At 46.6% G+C, this 22623-nt stretch carries 24 protein-coding genes; 11 read left to right on the forward strand and 13 right to left on the reverse strand.

Annotated elements, in window-relative coordinates; genetic code table 11:
- Positions 1–10 precede the first annotated feature (10 nt).
- The 12 genes from HY879_22175 to HY879_22230 all read right to left on the reverse strand — a co-directional run bounded on the left by HY879_22175 (position 11) and on the right by HY879_22230 (position 12000).
- The gene (locus HY879_22175) at positions 11–1177 is read right to left on the reverse strand and encodes an acyl-CoA dehydrogenase family protein (protein ID MBI5606050.1); all 1167 of its coding nucleotides are present in this window, start codon (positions 1175–1177) and stop codon (positions 11–13) included.
- A gap of 140 nt (positions 1178–1317) precedes the next feature.
- Complete coding sequence (locus HY879_22180) at positions 1318–2937, reverse strand: AMP-binding protein (protein ID MBI5606051.1); 1620 nt, start codon at positions 2935–2937, stop codon at positions 1318–1320.
- A 79-nt stretch (positions 2938–3016) separates the two neighbouring features.
- Entirely contained in the window at positions 3017–4198 is a 1182-nt protein-coding gene (locus HY879_22185) for a thiolase family protein (protein ID MBI5606052.1), read from the reverse strand.
- A gap of 24 nt (positions 4199–4222) precedes the next feature.
- A complete protein-coding gene (locus tag HY879_22190) occupies positions 4223–4651 on the reverse strand; it encodes an OB-fold domain-containing protein (GenBank protein ID MBI5606053.1) in 429 nt (142 codons plus the stop codon).
- Positions 4648–5334 carry a TetR/AcrR family transcriptional regulator gene (locus HY879_22195; GenBank protein ID MBI5606054.1) on the reverse strand — a complete coding sequence of 229 codons (687 nt, stop codon included), beginning with the start codon at positions 5332–5334 and terminating at the stop codon, positions 4648–4650. Before HY879_22195 ends, HY879_22190 begins: the two co-directional genes overlap by 4 nt.
- A gap of 87 nt (positions 5335–5421) precedes the next feature.
- On the reverse strand, positions 5422–6048 hold the full coding sequence (locus tag HY879_22200) for a nitroreductase family protein (GenBank protein ID MBI5606055.1): 627 nt from the start codon (positions 6046–6048) through the stop codon (positions 5422–5424).
- A 103-nt stretch (positions 6049–6151) separates the two neighbouring features.
- Positions 6152–6976: a nitroreductase family protein gene (locus tag HY879_22205; protein ID MBI5606056.1), complete on the reverse strand. Its 825-nt coding sequence runs from the start codon at positions 6974–6976 to the stop codon at positions 6152–6154.
- A gap of 17 nt (positions 6977–6993) precedes the next feature.
- The gene (locus HY879_22210) at positions 6994–7971 is read right to left on the reverse strand and encodes an amidohydrolase family protein (protein ID MBI5606057.1); all 978 of its coding nucleotides are present in this window, start codon (positions 7969–7971) and stop codon (positions 6994–6996) included.
- A 104-nt stretch (positions 7972–8075) separates the two neighbouring features.
- Positions 8076–9389: a TRAP transporter large permease gene (locus HY879_22215; GenBank protein ID MBI5606058.1), complete on the reverse strand. Its 1314-nt coding sequence runs from the start codon at positions 9387–9389 to the stop codon at positions 8076–8078.
- 3 nt (positions 9390–9392) lie between these two features.
- A complete protein-coding gene (locus HY879_22220) occupies positions 9393–9893 on the reverse strand; it encodes a TRAP transporter small permease (GenBank protein ID MBI5606059.1) in 501 nt (166 codons plus the stop codon).
- A 125-nt stretch (positions 9894–10018) separates the two neighbouring features.
- A complete protein-coding gene (gene dctP, locus HY879_22225) occupies positions 10019–11095 on the reverse strand; it encodes a TRAP transporter substrate-binding protein DctP (protein MBI5606060.1) in 1077 nt (358 codons plus the stop codon).
- Between the two features lie 578 nt (positions 11096–11673).
- On the reverse strand, positions 11674–12000 hold the full coding sequence (locus tag HY879_22230) for a hypothetical protein (GenBank protein MBI5606061.1): 327 nt from the start codon (positions 11998–12000) through the stop codon (positions 11674–11676).
- A gap of 407 nt (positions 12001–12407) precedes the next feature.
- Here HY879_22230 and HY879_22235 point away from each other — a divergent pair, with 407 nt between their 5' ends.
- The 3 genes from HY879_22235 to HY879_22245 all read left to right on the forward strand — a co-directional run bounded on the left by HY879_22235 (position 12408) and on the right by HY879_22245 (position 15144).
- A complete protein-coding gene (locus tag HY879_22235) occupies positions 12408–12689 on the forward strand; it encodes a hypothetical protein (protein ID MBI5606062.1) in 282 nt (93 codons plus the stop codon).
- Positions 12689–12871 carry a hypothetical protein gene (locus tag HY879_22240; protein MBI5606063.1) on the forward strand — a complete coding sequence of 61 codons (183 nt, stop codon included), beginning with the start codon at positions 12689–12691 and terminating at the stop codon, positions 12869–12871. Before HY879_22235 ends, HY879_22240 begins: the two co-directional genes overlap by 1 nt.
- A 176-nt stretch (positions 12872–13047) precedes the next feature.
- On the forward strand, positions 13048–15144 hold the full coding sequence (locus HY879_22245; GenBank protein MBI5606064.1) for a VCBS repeat-containing protein: 2097 nt from the start codon (positions 13048–13050) through the stop codon (positions 15142–15144).
- 75 nt (positions 15145–15219) lie between these two features.
- Here the strand turns inward: HY879_22245 and HY879_22250 are convergent, their stop codons facing one another.
- Entirely contained in the window at positions 15220–17127 is a 1908-nt protein-coding gene (locus tag HY879_22250; protein ID MBI5606065.1) for a potassium transporter Kup, read from the reverse strand.
- 567 nt (positions 17128–17694) lie between these two features.
- Between HY879_22250 and HY879_22255 the strand changes: the two genes are divergently transcribed.
- From HY879_22255 to HY879_22290, 8 genes are all read left to right on the forward strand, one after another.
- Complete coding sequence (locus tag HY879_22255) at positions 17695–17964, forward strand: type II toxin-antitoxin system HicB family antitoxin (GenBank protein MBI5606066.1); 270 nt, start codon at positions 17695–17697, stop codon at positions 17962–17964.
- Positions 17957–18187, forward strand: a complete 231-nt coding sequence (locus HY879_22260) for a type II toxin-antitoxin system HicA family toxin (GenBank protein ID MBI5606067.1) — start codon at positions 17957–17959, stop codon at positions 18185–18187. The genes HY879_22255 and HY879_22260 overlap by 8 nt, the downstream gene beginning before the upstream one ends.
- A gap of 204 nt (positions 18188–18391) precedes the next feature.
- Positions 18392–18994 (forward strand): TetR/AcrR family transcriptional regulator, encoded by a 603-nt coding sequence (locus tag HY879_22265; protein MBI5606068.1) that lies wholly within the window; start codon positions 18392–18394, stop codon positions 18992–18994.
- A 124-nt stretch (positions 18995–19118) separates the two neighbouring features.
- Entirely contained in the window at positions 19119–19913 is a 795-nt protein-coding gene (locus HY879_22270) for a hypothetical protein (GenBank protein MBI5606069.1), read from the forward strand.
- A gap of 1 nt (position 19914) precedes the next feature.
- On the forward strand, positions 19915–20355 hold the full coding sequence (locus HY879_22275) for a rhodanese-like domain-containing protein (protein MBI5606070.1): 441 nt from the start codon (positions 19915–19917) through the stop codon (positions 20353–20355).
- A 20-nt stretch (positions 20356–20375) separates the two neighbouring features.
- Complete coding sequence (locus HY879_22280; protein ID MBI5606071.1) at positions 20376–20888, forward strand: rhodanese-like domain-containing protein; 513 nt, start codon at positions 20376–20378, stop codon at positions 20886–20888.
- A gap of 22 nt (positions 20889–20910) precedes the next feature.
- Positions 20911–21390, forward strand: coding sequence for a DoxX family membrane protein (locus tag HY879_22285; protein MBI5606072.1), 480 nt, complete (start codon positions 20911–20913; stop codon positions 21388–21390).
- Between the two features lie 95 nt (positions 21391–21485).
- Entirely contained in the window at positions 21486–22481 is a 996-nt protein-coding gene (locus tag HY879_22290) for an MBL fold metallo-hydrolase (GenBank protein MBI5606073.1), read from the forward strand.
- Positions 22482–22623: the final 142 nt, after the last annotated feature.

The raw sequence follows: 22623 nt of genomic DNA on the forward strand, positions 1-22623 counted from the left end.
TCCCTCCTTATTATTGACGGGGCAACCCGAGGCCCCGCTGGGCTATAATGCTCCTCTGGATCTCCGAAGTACCGGCATAAATCGTTTCAACTACACTCCAGCGATGGAAATGCTCGACTTTTCCGGCCAGGGGGGTCCATTCCGATCCTTCTTTTAACAGGCCATACAAGCCCAGCACCTCCATTCCCGTTTCCGTGATGTGCTGGGATAATTCAGTGACAAAGAGTTTTTCCATGGAAGACTGGTAATTGGGAATGGAGCCTTTATCCAGTATGTAGGCCAATTGATAGTAGAGCAGCCTGGCCACGTCCAACTCGATGGCCATCTGGGCCAGTTTCTGACGGATCAAAGGATTCTGTGAAAGGGGTTTTCCCCCTGCTTGAGTTGATTTGGCATAATGCACAATCTCATCAAAGAGGTTGCGATAGACCCCTGGAGGGGCCATTCGTTCAAAATCCAGAGCCGACATCATGTAATAAAAACCCTTGTTTATTTCGCCCACCAGATTTTTCTTGGGCACCTTAACGTTATCGTAATAGACCTCGTTGGTCCGCCATCCGGCCATGGTGATCAAGGGACGGATGGTAATCCCCGGACTTTTCAAGTCGACGATCATCATGGAGATCCCTTTGTGTTTAGGGGCTTCGGGATCGGTCCGGGCCGCCAGCCAGTGATAATCAGCCACATGGCAGTGGGTGTTGAAAGTCTTCTGTCCGTTCACCAGGAAATGATCCCCCTGGTCATCGGCCCGGACTTTCATAGCGACCAGATCAGATCCGGCCTGAGGCTCCGTATAGCCCAGGGCGAATTCGATCTCTCCCTTGGCCAAGGGGGTTAAGAATTCTTTCTTCATCTCCGGGCTGCCGATCCTTAAAATGGCAGGGCCGGCCATGTGTGCCCCTACAAAGATACAGGGAAGACCACTGTAGGCCATCTCTTCCCGGATCAGGTAAGTCACCATCTCGGAGGTCCCTAACCCGCCATACTCCTTCGGCCAATTGGGGGTCAGCCAGCCGTGTGAGGCAAATTTCTTGATAAACTTCCGGCCCTCCGGCCCGCCGTAAATCAAACCCAACTGGCGTGTTTCGGCCAGCAACTCAGGCGTGGCTTCTTTATCGATAAAAGCCCGCACCTCTGCGATCAGCTCTTTTTCTTCCTTGGTAAAATCAAAATCCATTTCTCGGTACCTCCCTTAATACAGTTCGGCGTTAAGCGTTCGGCGTAATAGCTCTAAGCTGAAAACTCAAAGCAAAACGGCTGAAGATAGACTAACATCTGTTCGCTCCATTTGGGAACCTAAAGGTTCCGAAATTCTCTTCAAATGCGCACCGGCGGTAAGTTTAATTTTTGGGCAATATCCTTACGAAGCTCATTCTTTTTTATTTTTCCGGAGGGTGTCATGGGAAACTCATCTATCAATTCCAAGCGTTCGGGCATTTTCTGTTTGGCCAAATCATGCTGCGACAGAAAATGGATTAATTCTTCCAGCGTCAAGTGGGCCCCTTTTTTTAATTTAACATAAGCACAAACTTTTTCTCCCATTTTAACATCGGGCATCGCTACCGCGGCGGCAACCTCCACACTGGGATGCATATACAGAAAGTTTTCAATCTCCACGGAACTTAAATTCTCACCACCGCGGATAATTATATCTTTTTTCCTGCCCGTGATTTCTAAATATCCATCAGCACTAAGCCGGCCTAAATCTCCGGTGTGGTACCACCCTTCCTGATCAAAAGCATCCTTATTAAGGGAAGGATCCCGGTAGCCTACAAATACTTCAGGACCTTTCACGACAACCTCTCCCTCTTCCCAAAAAGGAAGGGGGTTATTATCGGAATCAACGATTCTTATTTCATTCCCTACAACCCGGCCGTCAGTTTCCGCGTTTTGATCGAGGCTATCCTCTTTTGTTCCAAAGGAAACAGTCGGGGATTCGCTTGAACCATAACCTCGATAGGCCCTTAAGCCTAATTTTGCCACTGCCCCTTTAATAATCTCGGAAGGTATAAAGGCGCCTCCGCATCCAAAGGTTAGGCGACTCAGATCATAATCTTTAACCCGCGGAACATCCATTAGGTGTTGCAGGAAAGGAGTGGCCCCTACGGTCCAAGTGCATTTCTCTTTGGTTATTAAATCCAAAGCCTTCTCCGGCACCCAGATATCCATCAACACGACTTTGCACCCCAGGATAAGCGGAAGTTCCAGGGCATATAGGTATCCGGTAATGTGGGTAACCGGGGAAGGCATAAAGATGACCGACTCCTCATCTAACCCTACCCCGCCGGCCACATTAAAGTTTTCGCATATCAAAGTGTTATGGGTGTGCTGAACCCCTTTCGGCTCGGCCGTTGTCCCGGAAGTGTACAACAGCAGTTTGATATCGTTGGGATCGACCGTCTCAGGGAGTATAGGAGATCGATCCCCTTCCATAAGCTTTTCCAGAGCAATCATCCCTTCGGGCACCTCATCACCGACAACAATGATGTCTCTGAGTTTTGGAAGATTAGGTTTTATCCTTTGGAGCATTTCCACATAGTTATATCCCCGGAAAGTAGATGGAATGACAATGGCTACTGATTCTGCCTGCTTAAGGATGTAGGTCACTTCCCTGTCTCTATAAATTGGGATGATCGGATTGATGACTGCTCCGAGCTTGGTGAGCGCCAAATTCAAAATAACAGACTGGTACCAGTTTGGAAGTTCAAAAGATACCACTTCTCCTTTTAAAACACCCAGATGTCGCAAAGAGGAAGCAAGACTGTTGGACATGTTCTCTATATCTTGAAAGGACAGTTGATTGCCACGATCGACAACGGCTATTTTATTTGGATGCTTTTTTAAGACCTCCTTAAAAAGGTCATAGAGCGTCTTATTTCTCCAATGCCCTTCTTTGGTATATTTTGCGATCATTTCCGAATTTATTCTGGTTGCCATCTTGCCCATCTCGTCTCCTTTCTGCTTTCGAATAACATTGCATCCATGACTGACTGTCAGTCATTAAATTGGCAAAAAGTTACTTTTTTACGATCACAACAGAGCAATTGCCACCCATGCCGATAGTGTGTCCCAGACCCGTTCGGGCGCCCTCCAACTGTCTATGCCCCGCCTCTCCTCGCAACTGGTACACGATCTCGGCTATCATGGCTAATCCTGATGCTCCCACGGGTTCTCCTTTACAGGTCAGACCACCACTGATGTTGACGATAGGTCTGTCATTACTTCCAAAGGACGTTCTCCCCTCATCAATCAGCCTTGGCCCCTGACCCAATTCGCAGATGCTGAGCAACTCTGTTTCAATAATTTCCGACGCTGCATCGGTGTCCTGAAGCTCGACCAGATCCAGATCTTTCGGTCCCAAGCCGGCTTCTTCATAGGCCTGATTCGAGACGAAGGTCGTAATCTCGTTGGGGTTTTCTGCATAGGTGATCCCATGCACCTGCGGTAAGGCCATCCCCCCGAAAATCGATCCTTCTATAGGGGTCCCGATAGCGGCGGCGGTAACGTAAACCGGTTTGGTCGTAAATTGTTTTGCCTTTTTCTCTGTGCAAAGGATTAATGCCGCGGCCCCCTCGTTCGGCGAGCAGAGCATGAAGGAGGTCAGGGGTTCGCAAACCATCGGGGCTTTTAGCACCTCTTCTATCGTTACTTCCGAGCGCCACATGGCATTCGGGTTAAGAATCCCCTGTTTCCGGTTTTTCACGATGACCTTGGCAAATTGTTCACGTGTGGTGCCGTACAGCTCCATGTGGCGCCTAGCCCGGGAGGCAAACCCAAAAGGAGTCAGGTTTTGACCGGTAGCCTCCATCCAGGCAGGCCAAACGTCCATCTTAATAAACCCCTGGGGCATCTTTTCAACGCCAAGGGCTAACACCACATCGGCCTTACCTCCCCGTATCGCATCCACTGCCATCCTGATGCAGGTCCCGCCCCCGGCACAGGCATTCTCTATATTGACTATAGGTATACCGTTCAAACCGAAAGGAGCCAGCACGCCGTGTCCCGCGCCGATTGGACCGATCATAGTGGAACAATAGGCGGCCTCTATCTCTTTGAAACTTATGCCCGAGTGTTTTAAGGCTTTCTCAACTGCGCTTCTGCCTATATCTTGAAAACTCAGGTAGGGATTGATCCCTTTCTTATCGGGATACCGATTGAAAGGGTGAATCCCCGCACCGATGATAACGACATTCTCCATTTTTTACCTCCCGTGGTTTTTCCTTTATCCATTTACAGGATTATAAGTAAAACAAATAACGTCACTTCCGGCATTGTCGGTATAAAGCGTTTCCAACATCAGCTTGACTCTCATTCCAACTTTTAATTTTGACGTATCGGTTTCGTTGATTCGCGTACAGATGATGATACCTTCGTCGAGGGCGACCAGACCCAATCCAAAAGGGATTTTCCCTTTATAATCTCCTCCCGGAGGCGCATAGCAGCAATTGGTATAAGTATACAATTTCCCTTCCGCTCCCAACTTGGTATCCTTCATATTCTCAGAAGAGCCGCAGATGGAGCACCTTACAGATTTTGGAAAAAAGTATCTTCCACAGTCGCCGCATTGACTTCCATTAAGCTGTGCCCCTTCTTCAGGTGAGTCAGGGATATCAAACAGACCAACTTCAACCGGTATTTTCTTTCCATTCATTTTTTTATTCCTCTCCCTTCTGGTTTTTGCCGGACTAATTCTTTTCCACAAAGCAACCCATTTGCGATGAGTGCAAACCCATATTGCAGCGTGTCTCTAATGTGGTCCTTTTTCGTCCACCTCAATTTGTCCAACTCAACTTGTAACGTCCCTATAAATAACCCCCAGATAACATCCACTGCTTTAACTACGTCAAATGGGGGAAACAAACCGGCCTTGATAGCTTTATCCAGCGTTCTTCGAGCAATCTCAAAATTTTTCCTCCCAATGCGATTAATTCGTTCAACCATTTTTGGAGAAAAATCTGAGAAAAGACTACCAATTTGTGATGCTCGAAAAATGCTAAATCCTTCCGGGTCATATTCATAATAGATCATTAAGACATTGCAGAATTCCATCACAAATTCATGAGGATTTTTAAATACTTTCCTTTCGAGCTTTTCTTCCAATATCAGGGAGACCTCGGTAACTTTTTCAAGGCCCGGCAACATTAAGGAGACATATAAATCATCTTTATTTTTGAAATATAAGTAAACCGTTCCTTTACTGGTCCCCGCCATATTAGCAATTTCATCGATCGTGGCACGCTGAAATCCCTTTTTAATAAATACCTTTTTTGCCGCCTCTTGTATTTCGCGGATACGAACTTCTTTTTCTTTCGTGCGGGGCACGTTATTTTTCATTTATTTCTCCTTTTGACTGACTGAATGTCAGTCATAGCATTCCCGATCCATCCTGTCAAGAAAAATAAACAGCAATAGCTTACCTCTTTAATCAAATCCGAGCCACGTGAGCTTATTCTTCAACTCCTTTTTCGGAGGCATCTTTGGCGTAAGCCTGGGGAACCCTACCGCAACTATAGCGACTATTTCCTTATCCCGCGGAATTTGTAGGATAGATGATATTGCTTTAGCTCTGGTCTTTAAGGGGCCCGTCAGCCAGCAGGTGCCTAGGTCCTTACTCGTTGCGGCTAATAGAAAGTTTTCGATGGCGGCCGCCGTACTACTGATAGAATTTCTCCATTCCCATGGGTCCTGGACCACAGGTATGCAAAAAACAACAGCGAGAGGAGCACCCCCCAATGTACGAGAGAAATATTCAAGCCCTTTAACTTTATCCATCCCTTGATGGGTGGGGATTGACAGATCCTTGATTGCATCCCCTAACTCTTTTTCACCAATTTCAGCCACACGATCCTTCATTGCCTGTTCAAAAACATGTTGCAGTCTATCCAAATATGACCGTTGAACGACAACAAATTCCCATGGCTGCCGGTTAGTGGCAGACGGGGCCAAATTTGCCGCTTCTAATAGCTCCAGAATTAACTCCTCCGGTACCGGCTTAGCCCTAAACTGGCGAATACTGCGCCGATTCTTGATTGCATCGATGACGTGCAAAGACATTCTCCTCGAAGGATCATCGCTTTAAGGGTGAATTCCCTGTTTATATGTCAATACTATTTTAAGACCCTTAATAGGTTTTCTGTTGTCTATCCAAGAGTCAACGCCAGGTGATGGACGGGTTATTCCGAAGAGGTATACGTTTGTATTGATAGCGCGGGTAACCGACCATCATGGCGCCAAAAACCTGATGCCCTTCAGGTACTTCCAGAGCTTCGATCATTTTGGGGTAATTGGCGGCGGTGAAATAGAAATAACCGGCCCAACATGCTCCGAGACCCATGGAAAACGCGGCCAACTCAAGGGTGGTAAGGGCGTTTGCGCAGTCAATCTGGGCTGTCGGCACTTCTTTAGGAGCATAAGCCATCACCACGTGAGGGGCATTCCGGCAGATCTGATCCTTCCCCTTTTCCCAACTGTCTATCGCCAAATCAACATGGACGGCCCGGGCTAAAACCGGATTTTCGTTTCTCATAACCCGTAAAAAGTCAATTACCATTCCGTTAAGGCGCTTGACTTCACCCCTATCCTCTATAATCAACCATTTTACCGATTGCCAGTTATGACCCGAAGCGGCGTAGGTTGCTATATTGATTAGTTCGGTTAATACCGCTCGTTCCACTTCCTGGTCCTTGTATGAGCGGATGGAACGCCGGGACAATAGAAAGTGTTTTATTTGATCCGGTCCGGGAAGCAATTCCTTCTGAATCGGCAGGCACTCGTCGCTTTTCATGGTTTTTAAGGATAGTGCTCCATGCGGACAAACGGCGACACATTGGCCACAATGGATGCATTGACTCTCGGCCCCGTCTACCGGGGAAGGAAATCCGTTTTCCCCTTTCATTTCAATAACCAGCATAGGACATACCGCTGCACAAATTCCGTCTTTCTTGCACTTCTCCTGGGCTACCTTAAAAATGGACATATCCATGCCTCCAAAAACTAACTGTTCTTTGATCGCTTTCTCACCTCCACATTCGTGAGCCCAGCCAGTGTTTCTCCCAGTATCATCCGCTTGTCTTGCTCTGTAATCTTCCTATAGCCCCATTTCTCCACAAGTTCGTCCGGCATATCGAGGTTCTTGATATAGTCTACGCATGCCTTGGGATTGACACAAGGCCAATCTAATCCAAAAACCAGCCGGTCAGCCCCTCCACGATATTGAATGGCTTCCCCGATAAGGTGATAGCCCCGATAGGGCGCATTGACAAACCACCCCACAATGCCACTAAGGCCGATATACAGATTTCCATATGGAATGGTCATTCCGAATAATTGCTCGTGGTCCGGCCAGCCCATATGATAAGCAATGATATTCAGGTCAGGAAAGTCACGAAGCACATCTTCCAGATGTATCGGCAAATTGTTCTTGGTGGGCTGTCCCCAGACATAAGATAACCCTGTGTGGACCGTCAAGGGAACTCCCAACTCGGCGGCTTTTTCGTAAAAGGGCCACATAGCTGGGGCATTAAGCGGGCCGATGTCCTCACACTGATATACCTTTATTAACTTCGCATTCCTCTCTTTGACCAGATACTCCATTTCCCAGATAGCTTCCTTTACTCCCCTCTTCAGGATTGGCCCGACATTGGCCTCTAAAAATAGCCTGTCTTTATACTTTTCTATCTGCTCCATTATCCAACCGTTGGTGGAAAAACAGGACGCCCAGCCGGTAAAATCCATCATGGACTCACGAAGCGCGGTACCCACATCAATGTCTGCCTCATCCATCGCTTTTATCAGGTCGTCTGCCAACCAACCTTGCGGCATATCTTCGGGTCTGCAGTCCGGCTTAATCCAAAGCTTACCAAGCCTCTCGATTAGCGGCCCGACATGCTTGAAGCGTGGATAGTAGTTCAGGTCTGTTCTATGAGGCATGAGATGGCACTCACTTGCCATTACAAAGTAATCATCTATCATGGTCTACCTCCCTTTTGATATATTTTTCGTAAGATAGTGTTCTTAAACTCAGACCGGTAATAAATTCAATTCGTTTGCAATGTCCTTACTGAATTCATTTTTACTTATTTTGGTGTCATCAACCCAGGTAGCCAGGTGCTGAAAACCGGGAAAAGGATTATCAATAATAGACAGGTCATCATCATTAAGACAAAAGGCAGGCTGCCCATGTAGAGGTCACCAAGGGTAACATCCTTTTCGGCCACCCCCTTTACGGCGAATAAATTAAAGCCCACCGGCGGGGTTATCAAGCCCGCCTCAACCGCTACGATAATTACCATCGCTAAATGAGTAGGATCAATGTTAAGTTTCATTGCAGCCGGATAAAGGACGGGTATGGTTATACTTAACATGGAAATGGAGTCAAAAAAGCATCCCAGAATTAAATAGCAGATGGTAATGATAATCAGGAAAGTTAGCGGAGAAAATTGATAACGGGTAACCAGGGCCAGAAATTGCGGTCCAACGGTGGACAGCACTAAAAACCTCGAAAAAAGCCCGGCTCCAATGAAAATCAGGTAAATCATTGAGCAGGTGGAAATAGTTCCCAACAAAGCCGGCAAGAGTCCTGACAGATCCCCTTTTTTAAGAAAAAGGGAAATACCAAACAGAAAAACGCAGGCCACCGCACCCGCTTCCGAAGGACTGAAGATCCCAGAAAAGATGCCCCCCATAATGATCAAGACCGACAGCAGGACCGGCCAGATGGATAACAGCACGTGTAGCCTTTGACTCCAATTAGATGGCTCTTCCACGCCTTTAGCCAACGCGGGCTTCATGCTAACCATTACATAAATCCCGATCGAGAATATGAAAAAGAGCATAAGGCCTGGCGACGTGCCGGCAACCAGAAGTCTTCCAATGGAGTCTTGTGTGAGAATGCCATAATACACAATCAGGAGGCTTGGTGGGATCAACATGCCGATCACTCCGGCCGAGGTGCATATCCCGTAAGCGAATCTCTTGTCATATCCAAGACGTCTCATCTCCGGAGCACTTAGCTGGGCAAAAACGGCCGCGGTGACCAGCGAAGAACCACACATGGTGCCAAAAATAGTGCAAGCCCCCACCGTAGCTATACCCAACCCCCCTTTGATGCGCCCGGTCCATAATCTCAAAAACTGGAATGATCGGGCGCCAAGCTCTCCTTGCTCACCAAAAAATCCCATTAGCACGAAAAGGGGGAGAACAATCAGATCGAAATTACTCATTCTATCGTAAGCCAAGGTAGCTGAACTGTATATCGCCGCCTTAGGCCCGATCAAAATCATCAACCCTACCAATCCCACCAGGCCCAGGGCGACCCCCACGTACAACCCTAAAAAGAGCAGCACACACATGGTGCAAAGCCCTATTATGCCGAGCCAGAACGGATCCATGGATTAGTCCTTTTTGATTACTGTCAAGGTGAATTGTAACAGGAATTGTAAAGCCATTAAGCTCAATCCGACGGGCAGGGCCAATTTGCCCGGCCACCAGGGCAAATAGAGAAATGCAGAAGGCATTGCTTCCTTGACTTGCCAGGAAGACCAGAAAAACAGCCAGGCCCCGTAACTCATGAGACAAAGGAACACGAACCCCAAAAGATGAGCCGCGCAATCAAACCATCTCCGCTTGCCTTCTGATAAGTTACCAGTGAACAAAGTTACTCTTACCTGGGCGCCTTGGATAAGGCCCCAGGTAAAAGAAAAGGCAATTACCCAACCGATGATCAGCATGCTTATTTCAATAACACCACGGATAGGGCTTCCGAAAACCCAACTGGCTACTATGTCACTGCAGATCAAAAAGGCGATCACCATGAGAAATGCACCGCTGACGATGCCTGTGCCCCGGTGAAAGGATATACTCATATTGCGAATCTTGTTGCCTTGGATGCCCATACTGCCTCAGCCATTCAGAAGATCAAACGCTTGGCCAAAATCCAACTGCACTCTGCCAATCTTTAATTAGGAAATCCCTATACCATTAAATTAAGAAGAACAGCGCTTCATCGCCGGATCAGGCCCTAATTTCTTACAGCCAGTTTTCGAGGCCATTTGTGGCCGGTTTGCTCTGCCAATTCGATAAGCCGCTTCGCCATGCTCCAAATCTGGGGATGCTGACCTTCAAGGGATTTACACATGGTGGCTGCGGTATCCGGAACCTGGGAAGCCCATTCTGCGATGTCCGCTTTGGGGAGATACCCGAAGTAGGTTACGCCATGGGCCTTCATTGTGGCGATGGCCTGTTCCACGGTCTTGTTGGTGAATTCAGCGTGGCGCTTCTGAACATCTTTTCCAACTTTGATGAACAAATTCTGGAGATTTTTGGGCATGGTGTTGAATTTGTCCAGGTTGATTGCCACGATTGCCGCCGGACGAGCGCCAAGACCTAAATGGATCATATACTTTGCCACTTCATATTCTTTGAACATGATAAAATTGTCAGGAGGAAGCAGGCTCCCATCCACAACCCCCTGCCTGAGCCGCTCGTAGCGCTCGGCAATCGTTATGCCGGAAATGGGCGCGATTCCTGCCGCTTTGGTCCAGTCGGCGAAATAGCCCCCCAATTGCGCTATTTTTTTGCCTTTGAGATCCTTAAGGCCCTTGACCGGGCCACGTGTCAGAATCGCGTAATCTGCGGCCGTCCACCAGGCGAGGGATTTGAAATTGTATTTGGTAAGCTCTGCGGTCATCCATGGAAATTCATCATACAACTGAGTCCAGAGTTTAACCATCACCTCGGGGTCTCTCGGTGCAAACGGAAAGGCATACGAACAATAGGCCAGCGGAAGCTTCCCTGGGAAATACCCTGGGACAACTATGGCTAAATCCGTAACGCCGTGCTGTACCCCTTCCAACTGCTCATTTGCGCCCAGGAGACTTCCGGACCAATAGGTATCGAAGGTGACCTGTCCATTGGTGGCCTTTTGAATATCCTCCACCATCCATTCAGCGATTTTATTAGGGAAAGATCCGGCAGGAGCCATACTTGTAAATTTCAATTTCATTTTTGGATAGTCCTGGGCTGAAGAAACCGTTGCGAAACAGGAAATCACACTCACGCAAATTACCAAGTGATACCAAAAAAGTCGTTTTTTCATAGGTCCCTCCTTGCTCTATTACCTGTTAATTCAGGCCATCTTATAAGAAACCACGATGAGCCTGTGCAAAACGCACTACATGGATTCATCCATACAAAATTCAGATTGGAACACCCTACGGATTTTAGGGAAAAGTATCTTCCACAATTGCGGCATTGGCTTCCATTGAGCCGAGTCCCTTCTTTTAGATGAGTCAGGGATATCAAAAATATCGTCTTCACTGACTGAAAGTCAGTCATATCAAAGTCAATAACTCATGTCAAGAAAAAAATTAAAACACCGTCCAATTTTCCATCGACTAATGTAACTATCCAATTTTCAAATACATTCTACATTTCTTCCTTTTCTGGATGGATCCATGATGCTCCGCCATGGCCGGACTGATACAGAGGTAGCCCTGACTTTTCAGCATATTTCAATCAGTAATTATTGATTTCTGGAACTATAGTTATTGCGAACTTGTAGGTGAAGGACGCGTAACCTGGTCCATCTGATTTTAAACGGGTTTTGGAGGTCCTGGAAAAAAACTCCCGGAGGGTTTCCCCTCCAGGAGTTTGGGCGTACTGCTTTTAATTGAATTAGAACACAAACCGGAACTGCACCCCGCCCAACCATTCCTTGCCCAGTTCGGTTTTGGCGGCATCGTTGGGTTTCTGGCCGTAATCGTACAGCGTGAATTCCGGAATCAGATAGAAGCCCTCGGCTACTTTGTAGTAGAGGCTGGCCCCGATCATGGTCCGGACTACATTATCTTCACCGGTCTTCCAGACGTCGCTGTTGCCGGCTTTGTCATAGCCGAAAAAAATATGGGGTACAGCCGGCCCGAAGGCGTAGGCCAGATCGATAAATCCGTTCAATCCGGTGGTATTCTTGACCTTGCCGGAACGTTTCTTCTCATCGGACACGGCCCCCGGACACGGATCACGGGGCTTCTCCGTTTCAATCCCGCTTAATTCCGGTTTCTGATTTCCGCCTTTATCCGGTGGATCATTCCGTATTAACCGTAGGGATTAATAAACACTTTTATTCCCGCGGTGCAGGAAAAACCCTTCAGTCAAAAAATTACCGAATAGTTTCTTAACAAATTTTTCATTAAATATCAATAAGCTACCAATAAGGGAGGTTGGCACACCCCTTGCAGATATTGGGTTTAGGGATTTTGATTTCTTTATTGACTAATCCCTCATTCCCCAGGGGGGCAACAAGAAGCAGGAAAATTTTTTATGGGATATGGGCAAGGTACGGGGTTCAAAATTTTTCGAACTTGCATCTTGCAACTTGAAACTTTTGTTAATTGAAAAGGAGACAAAAAATGAAAAAACTCATAAAAATATTGCATGTCGATGCCAGTTGGAAGGTCCTTTATATTTTAATTCGTGGAGGGGCGCTGGTTAAAACCGCGGTCTCTATAAAAACTGCCCTAACGTTACTGAAAAAACAAAAATTTGATCTGATCCTCTCGGAACCTCAGAATATAGCCATCCTGGATCCACAAGCCACCATCGACAATGAGACGATGAAGCGTTTACCCTTTTCGGAGAAGGGCTTTAAAACGCCTTTGAACTGGGTCGGTTGTCCATCCGGGAGTTGTTGATGGGTGATCGAAAGAGAAACATGAAAATCGTTAAATTAACTATCGCCCTTCTCAGTTTTGCTATTGTGGGGATGATCTATGGGACGACCTTCGGATCGACTTTCGATCGTTCATCAACCGGACAGAAACCTCCGGTCCTTACTGCCGGTCAAACTTATCAGCCCAAAGTGAACACCAACTAAACCCTCATGCCCCGATGGGTCACGGCGAAGCATAAAAATATTTTTAGTGGCTATGGGCTATGGGCAATAGGCTATGGACAAAATTAAATGGGTTTATGGGTTTTATTCGCCTATGGCCTTTAGCCTCGTGCCAATAGCCTGAATTTTTCTATTTTCGAACTTACAGGAGATACATCGTGGGAAAAATAAAAAAAGGATTGTTTGGTGTTGCTGTCTTGATAGTGGTTGTGATCGGTTACGCCCTCTCGGGAGGAACCCAGGGCGGCAGTGGACAGGTCAACCTCTGGCTGATGAACGACATCACCATTGCCACTCAAGGTTCCGCGGGCACAGTCAGCGATATGAACTGGCTGATCGTCGGTGCGGGTGATTTCAACGGCGATGGCAAATCCGATATCCTCTGGCGCCATGCCGCTACCGGCCAGGTTTATCTCTGGTTGATGAATGGAACGACCTCAATCGGTTCGAGTTCTTTGGGAACCGTTAATCCGGGCTGGCAGATTGCTAATGCGGGTGATTTCAACGGCGACGGCAGATCCGATATCCTCTGGCGACATGCCGCTACCGGCCAGGTTTATCTCTGGCTGATGGATGGGACGGCCTTAGTCGGCCAGGGGCCTTTGGGGACCGTCGATACGGGCTGGCAGATTGTTGATGCGGGTGATTTCAATGGTGACGGTAAATCCGATATCCTCTGGCGTCATGCCGCTACCGGCCAGGTATTTCTCTGGCTGATGGATGGAACGGCCTTAGTCGGCCAGGGCACCTTGGGGACCGTCGATACGGGCTGGCAGATTGTTGATGCAGGGGATTTCAACGGCGATGGCAAATCCGATATCCTCTGGCGCCATGCCACTACCGGCCAGGTTTATCTCTGGCTGATGAATGGAACGGCCTCAATCGGTCAGGGCTCTTTGGGGACCGTCGATACGGGCTGGCAGATTGTTGATGCAGGGGACTTCAACGGCGATGGCAAATCCGATATCCTCTGGCGCCATGCCGCTACCGGCCAGGTTTATCTCTGGCTGATGAATGGAACGGCCTCAATCGGTCAGGGCTCTTTAGGGACCGTCGATACGGGCTGGCAGATCAAAGGCGTCGGTGACTTCAATGGCGATGGCAAGGCCGACATCCTCTGGCGCCAAACCACCGGCGGTCAACCGAGTCCCCCTCCAAACGGAAGCGGATATACCCTGATCGGCTGGAATGACCTCGGAATGCACTGTATCAATCCAAAGTTTGAAAATGTAGGGATACTACCCCCTTATAACAACTTATGGGTTCAGGTGATCCAGAAGGGGAACCCACCGTCCATCGCTACTTCCGGATTTACTCTGGAGTACTCTATTATCAACAACACCACTTCAGCCACAAAGATCAATTTCTGGCAATACGTCCTCAAACTTTTCGGAGTATCCTTGCCTCCGGATCAAGGTTTAACCGGAAACGGGCTCAGGGGCCGGATGCAGCTCGTAGGAGACCATTTTGAGGTCACGGGCATCCCGATAACGCCCTACGAGGATAATATGACCTGGAACCCTTACCAGAGGGCCGTGGTAACCATGAAAGACCCTTCCGGCAATGTGATTGCCACTACGGAAGTAGTCTTGCCGGTGTCCGATGAAATGCATTGCGACAAATGTCATGCCGATGGCGGTGTGGCGTCTGTCGGGATCAGGACCGGAAATGTGGAGACGAATGTCCTGACCCTGCATGACCAGAGAAATGGGACGACCCTGATGTCGAATCGGCCGGTTCTCTGTGCCAGTTGTCATTCGGACAATGCCCTGGGCACAAAAGGGGCCGCCGGCGTTTCGTCTTTTTCATTGGCCATGCATGATCGACACGGTTCTCTCAGCAGCTCCAGCCAGCCTTCCTGTTACGACTGCCACCCCGGCCCGGCTACCCAATGCAACCGAAGCGCCATCTCGGACATGGGGCCTTCCGGCACTAATCCAAACTGCCAGAAATGTCACGGCACCCTGGCGCAAGTGGCGACTTCCATCAAACAGGGCCGGCAGCCCTGGCTTCAGGAGCCTACCTGTATCCAATGTCATGATTCAAAATTTAAAACCAACCAACCCCTCTACAGGAATTCGACCGGAATGGGCGGCGTTTATTGTGCCGCCTGTCATAACAGCCCCCATGCCTGGTGGCCGTCGATGCTGGCAGTAGATAATACACAACCTATCAGACTGCAGGGGAAAGCCCGCCAAATAGGCAACTGTCAGGTCTGTCATACCAACAGCCCAGGCGGCAGCCATGTCCATTAAGATGGATTAAACGGTTATTGGGGAAATTATAAAAATCAGCTCTAACCAAAGGGGAAGATCCATTTTTCCCCTTTTTTAAATCTCCACTTGGGCACCGATTTCAATGACCTGATTGGGCGGCAGATTAAAAAAGTTGGTCGGATTCATGGCATTGCGGGACATCATGGAAAATAAAATCTTTCGCCATTTACTCATTCCGGACCTTCCAGTCGTCAGCAAGGTCTCTCGACCCAAGATATAGGTCGTTGCCATGGGCTCGGCCTCCAGCCCCAATCCCCGGGCACGAACCATAAGGTCCGGGACATTGGGGGTTTCCATAAACCCGAAACGGGCGATCAGGCGATAAAATCCTTCTCCCAAGTTTTCCAGCTTCAGACGATCTTTGGGATTGATCCTGGGGATTTCCTCCACTACGATGGACAAGAAGACGATGGTCTGATGCAGCACTTTATTGAGTTTAAAATGATGCATCAAGGCGCCGGGGATCCCCTCCGGGGAAACCGACATAAAGACCGCTGTCCCCGGGATACGGACAGGTTTTTTTTGGGCTACATCGGCCAGGAAAAGATCTACCGGCATCTTAAAGGAACTGATGGCCCGGCCTAAGTCCTGGCGCCCCTCTTTCCAGGTTTTCATTAAAATAGCCAGAACAAGGGCTACTCCTAAGGTGAACCAGCCGCCGTCAAGAATCTTGAACAGATTAGCCCCCAAAAAACTCAAATCAAAAACAAGGAAAAGGCCCACCAGCGGCAGGGACTTGGTCAGGGACCATCCCCAATTCCGGGTGAGGATAAAAAAGTAAATAATGGAGGTAATCCCCATAGTGGCCGTTACGGAAATGCCATAAGCCCCGGCCAGGCGGCTTGATTCCCGAAAGGCCAGAACCAGACCGATACAACCCAGCATCATGGCCCAATTCACCCCGGGCATATAGATCTGTCCCATAGTTTTAGCTGAGGTATGAATGATCCGTAACCGGGGGAGGTAGCCGAGTTGAATGGCCTGCTGGCTGAGGGAATACACCCCGGTGATCATGGCCTGAGAGGCGATAATGGTCGCTATGGTCGATAAAAAGACCAGGGGATAAAGTAATAACCGGGGAACCAGCGCATAGAAGGGATGAAAGGCCGCCTGCGGTGAGATGAGGAGAACCGCCCCCTGGCCGTAATAATTTAAAACCAGGGCAGGATAGACCAACAGGAGCCAGGAAATCCGGATGGCCTTGGAATTGAAGTGGCCCATATCCGCATAAAGGGCCTCACCGCCGGTGATACACAGGACCACCGACCCGAGGACTATAAAACCATGCCAGTGGTTGATCATAAAAAACCGGACGGCATACCAGGGATTTAAAGCCTTCAAGACCAGGGGGACCTGAACGATCGAAATCAGCCCCAGCAAGGCGATGGTCCCGAACCAGAGGATCATGATAGGGCCGAATAGTCTTCCGATATTTCCGGTGCCGTGCTTTTGAATAAAGAAAAGACCAAGCAATATCAAGCAGGTCAGGGGCACAATGAACGGTTTGGCGGCAGCCGTGGCCACTTCCAGCCCTTCCACTGCCGACAAAACCGAGATGGCCGGTGTAATGATCCCGTCCCCGTAAAGGAGGGTCGCCCCAAAGACAGCCGCCAGCACCACCAGACTTTGCTTTTTTCGGGACATCGGGCTTTTAGTCCCCAGCAACAGGGCTAACAGGGCAAAGATTCCTCCCTCACCACGGTTGTCCGCTTTTAATATAAAGCCTACATATTTTATGGTAATCACAACCGTCAGGGACCAGAAAACCAGGGAAAGGACCCCCAGGATGTTCGCCTGGTTGAGGGCGATGGCATGCTGACCATGGAAACATTCCCGGACAGCATACAGGGGGCTGGTCCCGATGTCTCCATAAACCACTCCCAGGGCACCCAGGGAAAGAGCTAAAAGTCCGGCGTGGGATTTAGATTTCAATCCATTATTATTGGATGGGGTAGAATCCATTTTGTCTTTCTAAGAAACAGGTCCTTCGATCTTACTCATATCGGGCCTGCCAAGAATCGATCCCGTAGACTAAAGGCAAATCATGATAATGTCAAATGTTTTAATAGATCCTGTTTTTATAGATCAATATAACATTGCACCTCAGAGTTTCCTGAAAAACGATCCGTCAGTTCCTGCCGTACAGGTGACCCTCGGTCCAGATGTTGACCTGACCACCAAGGAAGGAGTCCGTCTCAGTTCGGCCCCATCATTTCCTCAAGGATCTGGTGTAAGACGGGGGCTCTCCTGGTCGGGGATATCAGGCCTTTTGCTTTCCGTTATCTTTTCTCCTTGACCCTCTTTTACCTCTGCTTTAAACTATTATTATGAAAAATTCAATTCTTGTCGGAGGGAAAGAATATGAAAGAAGGAATTCAAATTAATCACAAATCAAGGTTTGACCCCAATTATGGCCTCCGGCCTTCGGCCTATTTTTCTCCTTGACCTTGCCCTTTTTTATATTTTATACTCTATTCATCAAAAAGGCGATAACTAAGCTTTTATTTTTAAATGTGGAGAACCTCTAATATGCTTATAGAATATATCGATAAAGCCATGAGCAAAGCTGTCTACGACAAGCTCGAAGATGGATCATTTTCTGGAAAGATTCCCAATTGCCCTGGGGTGATAGCTTTTGGAGCAACGCTCTATCAATGTGAGCAGGAGCTCAAATCCAGTCTTGAAGGTTGGCTTATTGTTAAGATTCGGCACGGGGACAAATTACCGGTTATGGGCAGGATTAACCTGAACGAAAAGATGCCTGCTTTTCAGGATGAGGCTGCTCCGGCTCATGCCTAAGTGGAAACCCTGTAAACGAAGGGACTTTATAAAAAAACTGAAGAGGATCGGATTTGCCTCCCCTGAACCCGGTGGTAACCATTTCTATATGCGTTACGGAACCTATACCTTCACTGTACCCAGCAATCAGAAATACTCCGTAGCCCAGGTCAAGACGCTTCTGAAAGAGATTGGACAGGGAATAAAGAGAGGAATTCCATTAGATGAGTGGGAACGTCTGTGAAAGATTTTTTAAGGTCGCCCCTGCCGTTAGGCTGAAATATCTGGAAAAAATCTTTAGATCCAAGGTCCTTACACTGCCCTTTACGCTGGCTTGACGACTTTTGTCGATTATTTCAAAAATTTATTTAATTGTTTAAAAAATACTTGACAAGAAGATTTTTTTTGTTATATTTTTCTTTAAATAAAAAAGAACAAGCGTTCGTGAATGCAGTTTCAAAAAGATGACATAAAGGAAAAAATATTAGCTGCCGCCCGAGAAACGTTTTTAACACAGGGTTTTAGCAAGGCTTCTATGAGGGGAATTGCCAAAAATGCTTCTGTCAGCACCAGCAACATGTATAACTATTTCAAAAACAAGGAGGAGTTGTTTTACGCCATTGTCGATCCGGTTTTTCATCACCTGGCGAATCTCCGTAAAGAGGTCTTTGAATATAAAGCGAATAAAGATTTCAACAATCAAAACTTTATGCAGCAATTTACTGAATTTGTTCCCAAAGTGATGTTTGAAATGATCAAGAAATACCGCAACGAATTATTATTGATTATGGATTGCAGCCAAGGTACGAAATATGAACAATTAAAAAAGATGATGGCAACTACAATGGAAAATAATTTTACTGAGAATATAATATCAAGAAAAAAGAAAAGACTTCTGCGGGATAGTTTTTTAATGCACATTCTATCGATGAATCTGATCGAAGGTATCCTGGAAATAACGCGGAACTATAAAAATGATGAATGGGCAAAAAACAATATTGATTCTTTGATGAAGTATCATATCAGAGGCATGGTGGAGTTTTTTACCTGAACAAATTTTTTTCAGATAATAACGAACTTGCGTTCGTTATTGATAATATGGAGGTGTACTCATGGAGAAAGTAACTATATTGAGGGTCCATGCTATTCGGAACTTAATTTAAGGAATAAGAATTATGGAAAAGATAAAATCATCTACTTGTTGCATTCAAATCGTTATTGCCTCATTGCTTTATAATCTCTTACATATATTGGCCTGGGAACTGCCTTTGGCAGTAAGGCTGGACTGGCTGATCAATGTTATTGGGGATGGCGTTATTATTTTAATAATCATCATCAGTATTATTCTCATATCCATGAGGAAAAAAGCAGGGCTGATTTTGGGAATGATACCGGCCCTATGGGCGATATTTTTCCAATGGTTCTTAGTCTATATCATCTCAGGCTATAAAGAGCCCAATGGTGTCTGGTGGTATCCTTTGTTCCCGATCTTTCAGGGCATCATGATCGTGTCTTTTGCCGTTTATACCTACCGTGGTGATGGAGGCCAGCCCGATCAGGGGATTGGGACGGGTTTAAAATCACCTTCAATCTATCTATATGCCCCGGCGGCGTTTTTGTTGGTACAAACCGGTCAAAAATTCGTAAGGGAGATGGTTGTTGGTTTTCTTGACAACGGCGGCCTGAAAGGTGCCCTTCCAAGCGCTCTGCTGATGCTGATCGCCATTGCTGCGGCGATACTGCTAATCAAAAGAGTGAAATCGAGTATCGCCTTAGCGATCTTTACCGGGGGTTTCCTCCTGATGCAGCCTGTTGTGTATCATTTAATTATGGGAAAGCCCTGTCTGGGCGGCCTATGGTGGTATCCTTTTTTCACCGTGGTTCAAGGTGCATTTATCATATATTTTTCATTACTACTTCTTTTTAATGAAAGAATAATTACTGCAGACATGAAGGAGAATAATGGATAATATGGAAAAAGCCAAGCGTCCCTCATTTTCATATTATAAAAAGACAGTTATCCTCATCGTCGTTTTGGTCCTCAATACGATATTGTTAAGCGCCCTTTCTATTTCCGCGAGTTCCGTCGTCAATGAACTCACTCCAAAACAATTGTACAAATTAATGACCGAGAGGGACGATATCATTATTGTCGATATTCACGCGAAAACCGACGACAAGATTGGCTATCAAAAAGAGGGATTTGGCAGCGCGATTAAATATTCCCATTTGCCAAACGGATTGAAGGACCTCGCCATATATAAAGACAGGATCGTGGTTGTCATTTGTAGCGTGGGGGTTGGCAGCAAATATACTGGCATACGTATGATCCAAAACGGTTTTAAAAAGGTTTATCACTTGAAGGGTGGAGTCACCCAATGGGTGAAGGACATGGGTTACGTCAATAAGTAATAAGCATCAGAGGAAATATCATGGATCGCGAGGGGGAAATGGATTTTAACAATAGTATGTCATCTATTAATCGTAGGATTATCATAGAAATTGGCCTGATAGTTCTCTTCAGCATCTGCCTGGGACTAGGTTTTAATCTCATTTCAAAAAACAGAATCCCTTATGTTGCTCAAAGCAAATCCGAACAGTATGCCGAAAAAAGCATTCGCCGAATCACCCTGTCGGAGGCGAAAAAAAGGTTTGATCTAAACAAATCGATATTCTTGGATGCCAGGGACGCAGAGGCTCATAAAAAAGGAACCATTCCTGGTGCTTTAAGCCTGCCCATCGGCGAGTTCGCCGTCTATTACCCGCAAATGGAGCGTTCATTACCGAAAGATGCCAATATTGTTGTTTTTTGTACGGGAGTCGATTGCAAGGCCGGTTATTACCTGACCGTTGAATTAATTAAAATGGATTATAACAATATTGAACTATTTGAAGACGGCATTGATGGGTGGATCAAAAACAGTTTTCCTGTAAAAAAAAGTTGAAGTCTTTACGAGAGAGGACAATATGAAATTACAGGGGTTCTTACGATTGATCGACAATAAATTCACAATTTTAATATTCAGGATAACGTTGGGACTGGTGTTTGTTTACGCCAGCGTGGATAAAATCCTGTATCCCATGAGCTTTGCCGATTCTGTGTCCAATTACCAGGTTGTTCCCAGGCCATTAATCAATATCTTTGCAATCATTTTCCCCTGGTGCGAACTTGTCGCCGGTTTGTTTTTACTAAACGGTTTTAAAACACGCAGCAGCAATATAATTATTATTTTAATGCTCTGCCTTTTTAATGTCCTGATCATCTCGGTTTTGGCCAGGGGACTCCAGATCGATTGCGGTTGTTTCTCATCGGGTAGCGACCCAATTGGAATGATCAAGCTTTTTGAGGATTGTGGATATCTGTTATTGAGCTTGGCAATTTCCTTTTATGATAAAGGATATTTTTCCCTGGACAGTTTATTTGGAAGGGAAATTACACCGATATAGTAACCACTTGGGAATACGCCTGATTTGGTGCACATTGGCGAAATAGAGAAGCACATTGTGCCGGATTTTTAACTATAGCGACTGGCAGAGGAAAGATGATGAAAAAAATATTATTGTTTATCCCCATCTTTTTGATTTTATGTATTTGCCTGGCATTGATCTATTTTTATTATGATTTCACATTTGGCAGTCAAAGGGTGGATTCATTCTGTCGAGTTTCAATGGTGAGTAAAATTAAGAACCTGGGAACCACAAAGACGTTGGAGATTTTGCCTCTCGTTGACTGGTCTGCAGACAGAAACGACTTGAAACGCGAAGCGGGGGTATCTTACCTGATAAAAACAGATGAATCTCTAATCCTCTTCGATGTTGGCATGAATGGTAATAAAGAAAACCCCTCGCCTTTACTCCACAATATGAAGAAATTGGGTATAGAACTGAACAAGATAGGTGTTATTGTAATCTCCCACAACCATGTAGACCATGTTGGCGGATTCAAATGGAGTAAAGAAAAAACGTTTTCACTGGCAACCAGGCAGGTTGACTTGGGGGCAAAGAGGGTATATACGCCTGTTCCCATGACCTACCCGGGATTAAAGCCTGTATGTTCAGATAACCCGGTAATTATTTCGAAGGGCGTTGCTACTACCGGAACAATCCCGCGCTATCTTTTCTTTAGTGGCTGGACCCCAGAACAGGCGCTGGCAATCAACGTAGAGGGCAAAGGTGTTGTCCTTGTTGTAGGCTGTGGGCATCAGACAGTCCCAAGGTTAATTAAGAGAACTCGGGAACTGTTTGAGGCACCGATTTACGGCATAGTGGGTGGCCTTCACTATGCGGTCACAGACAGCAGGATGAAAAAGCTCGGTATTCCTATACAGAAGTTATACGGAACGGGTAAGCTGCCGTGGAAATTTATAACCATGAAGGAAGTAAATATAGACATAGAAGTTATTAGAAAAATTAAGCCGGGAATTATCGCGCTTTCAGCGCACGATAGCTGTGATGCAAGCATAGATGCCTTCAGGAAGGCCTTCCCTACTGCTTATCGAGACCTAAGGGTGGGTAATAATCTCGTAATTGGGCACTAGATCCAGATCTCCTGACATAGGGCATCAAAAACCTTATAAAATTGATGTTCTTTGAAAATCTACCAGGAAAAATTAATGTAACATTATTTCTTTATTTTTTATGTTTTTTGGGGTAATATACTCCCATGAAAACACAGCAGAC

Source organism: Deltaproteobacteria bacterium (genome assembly GCA_016219225.1).
GTDB lineage: Bacteria > Desulfobacterota > RBG-13-43-22 > RBG-13-43-22 > RBG-13-43-22 > RBG-13-43-22.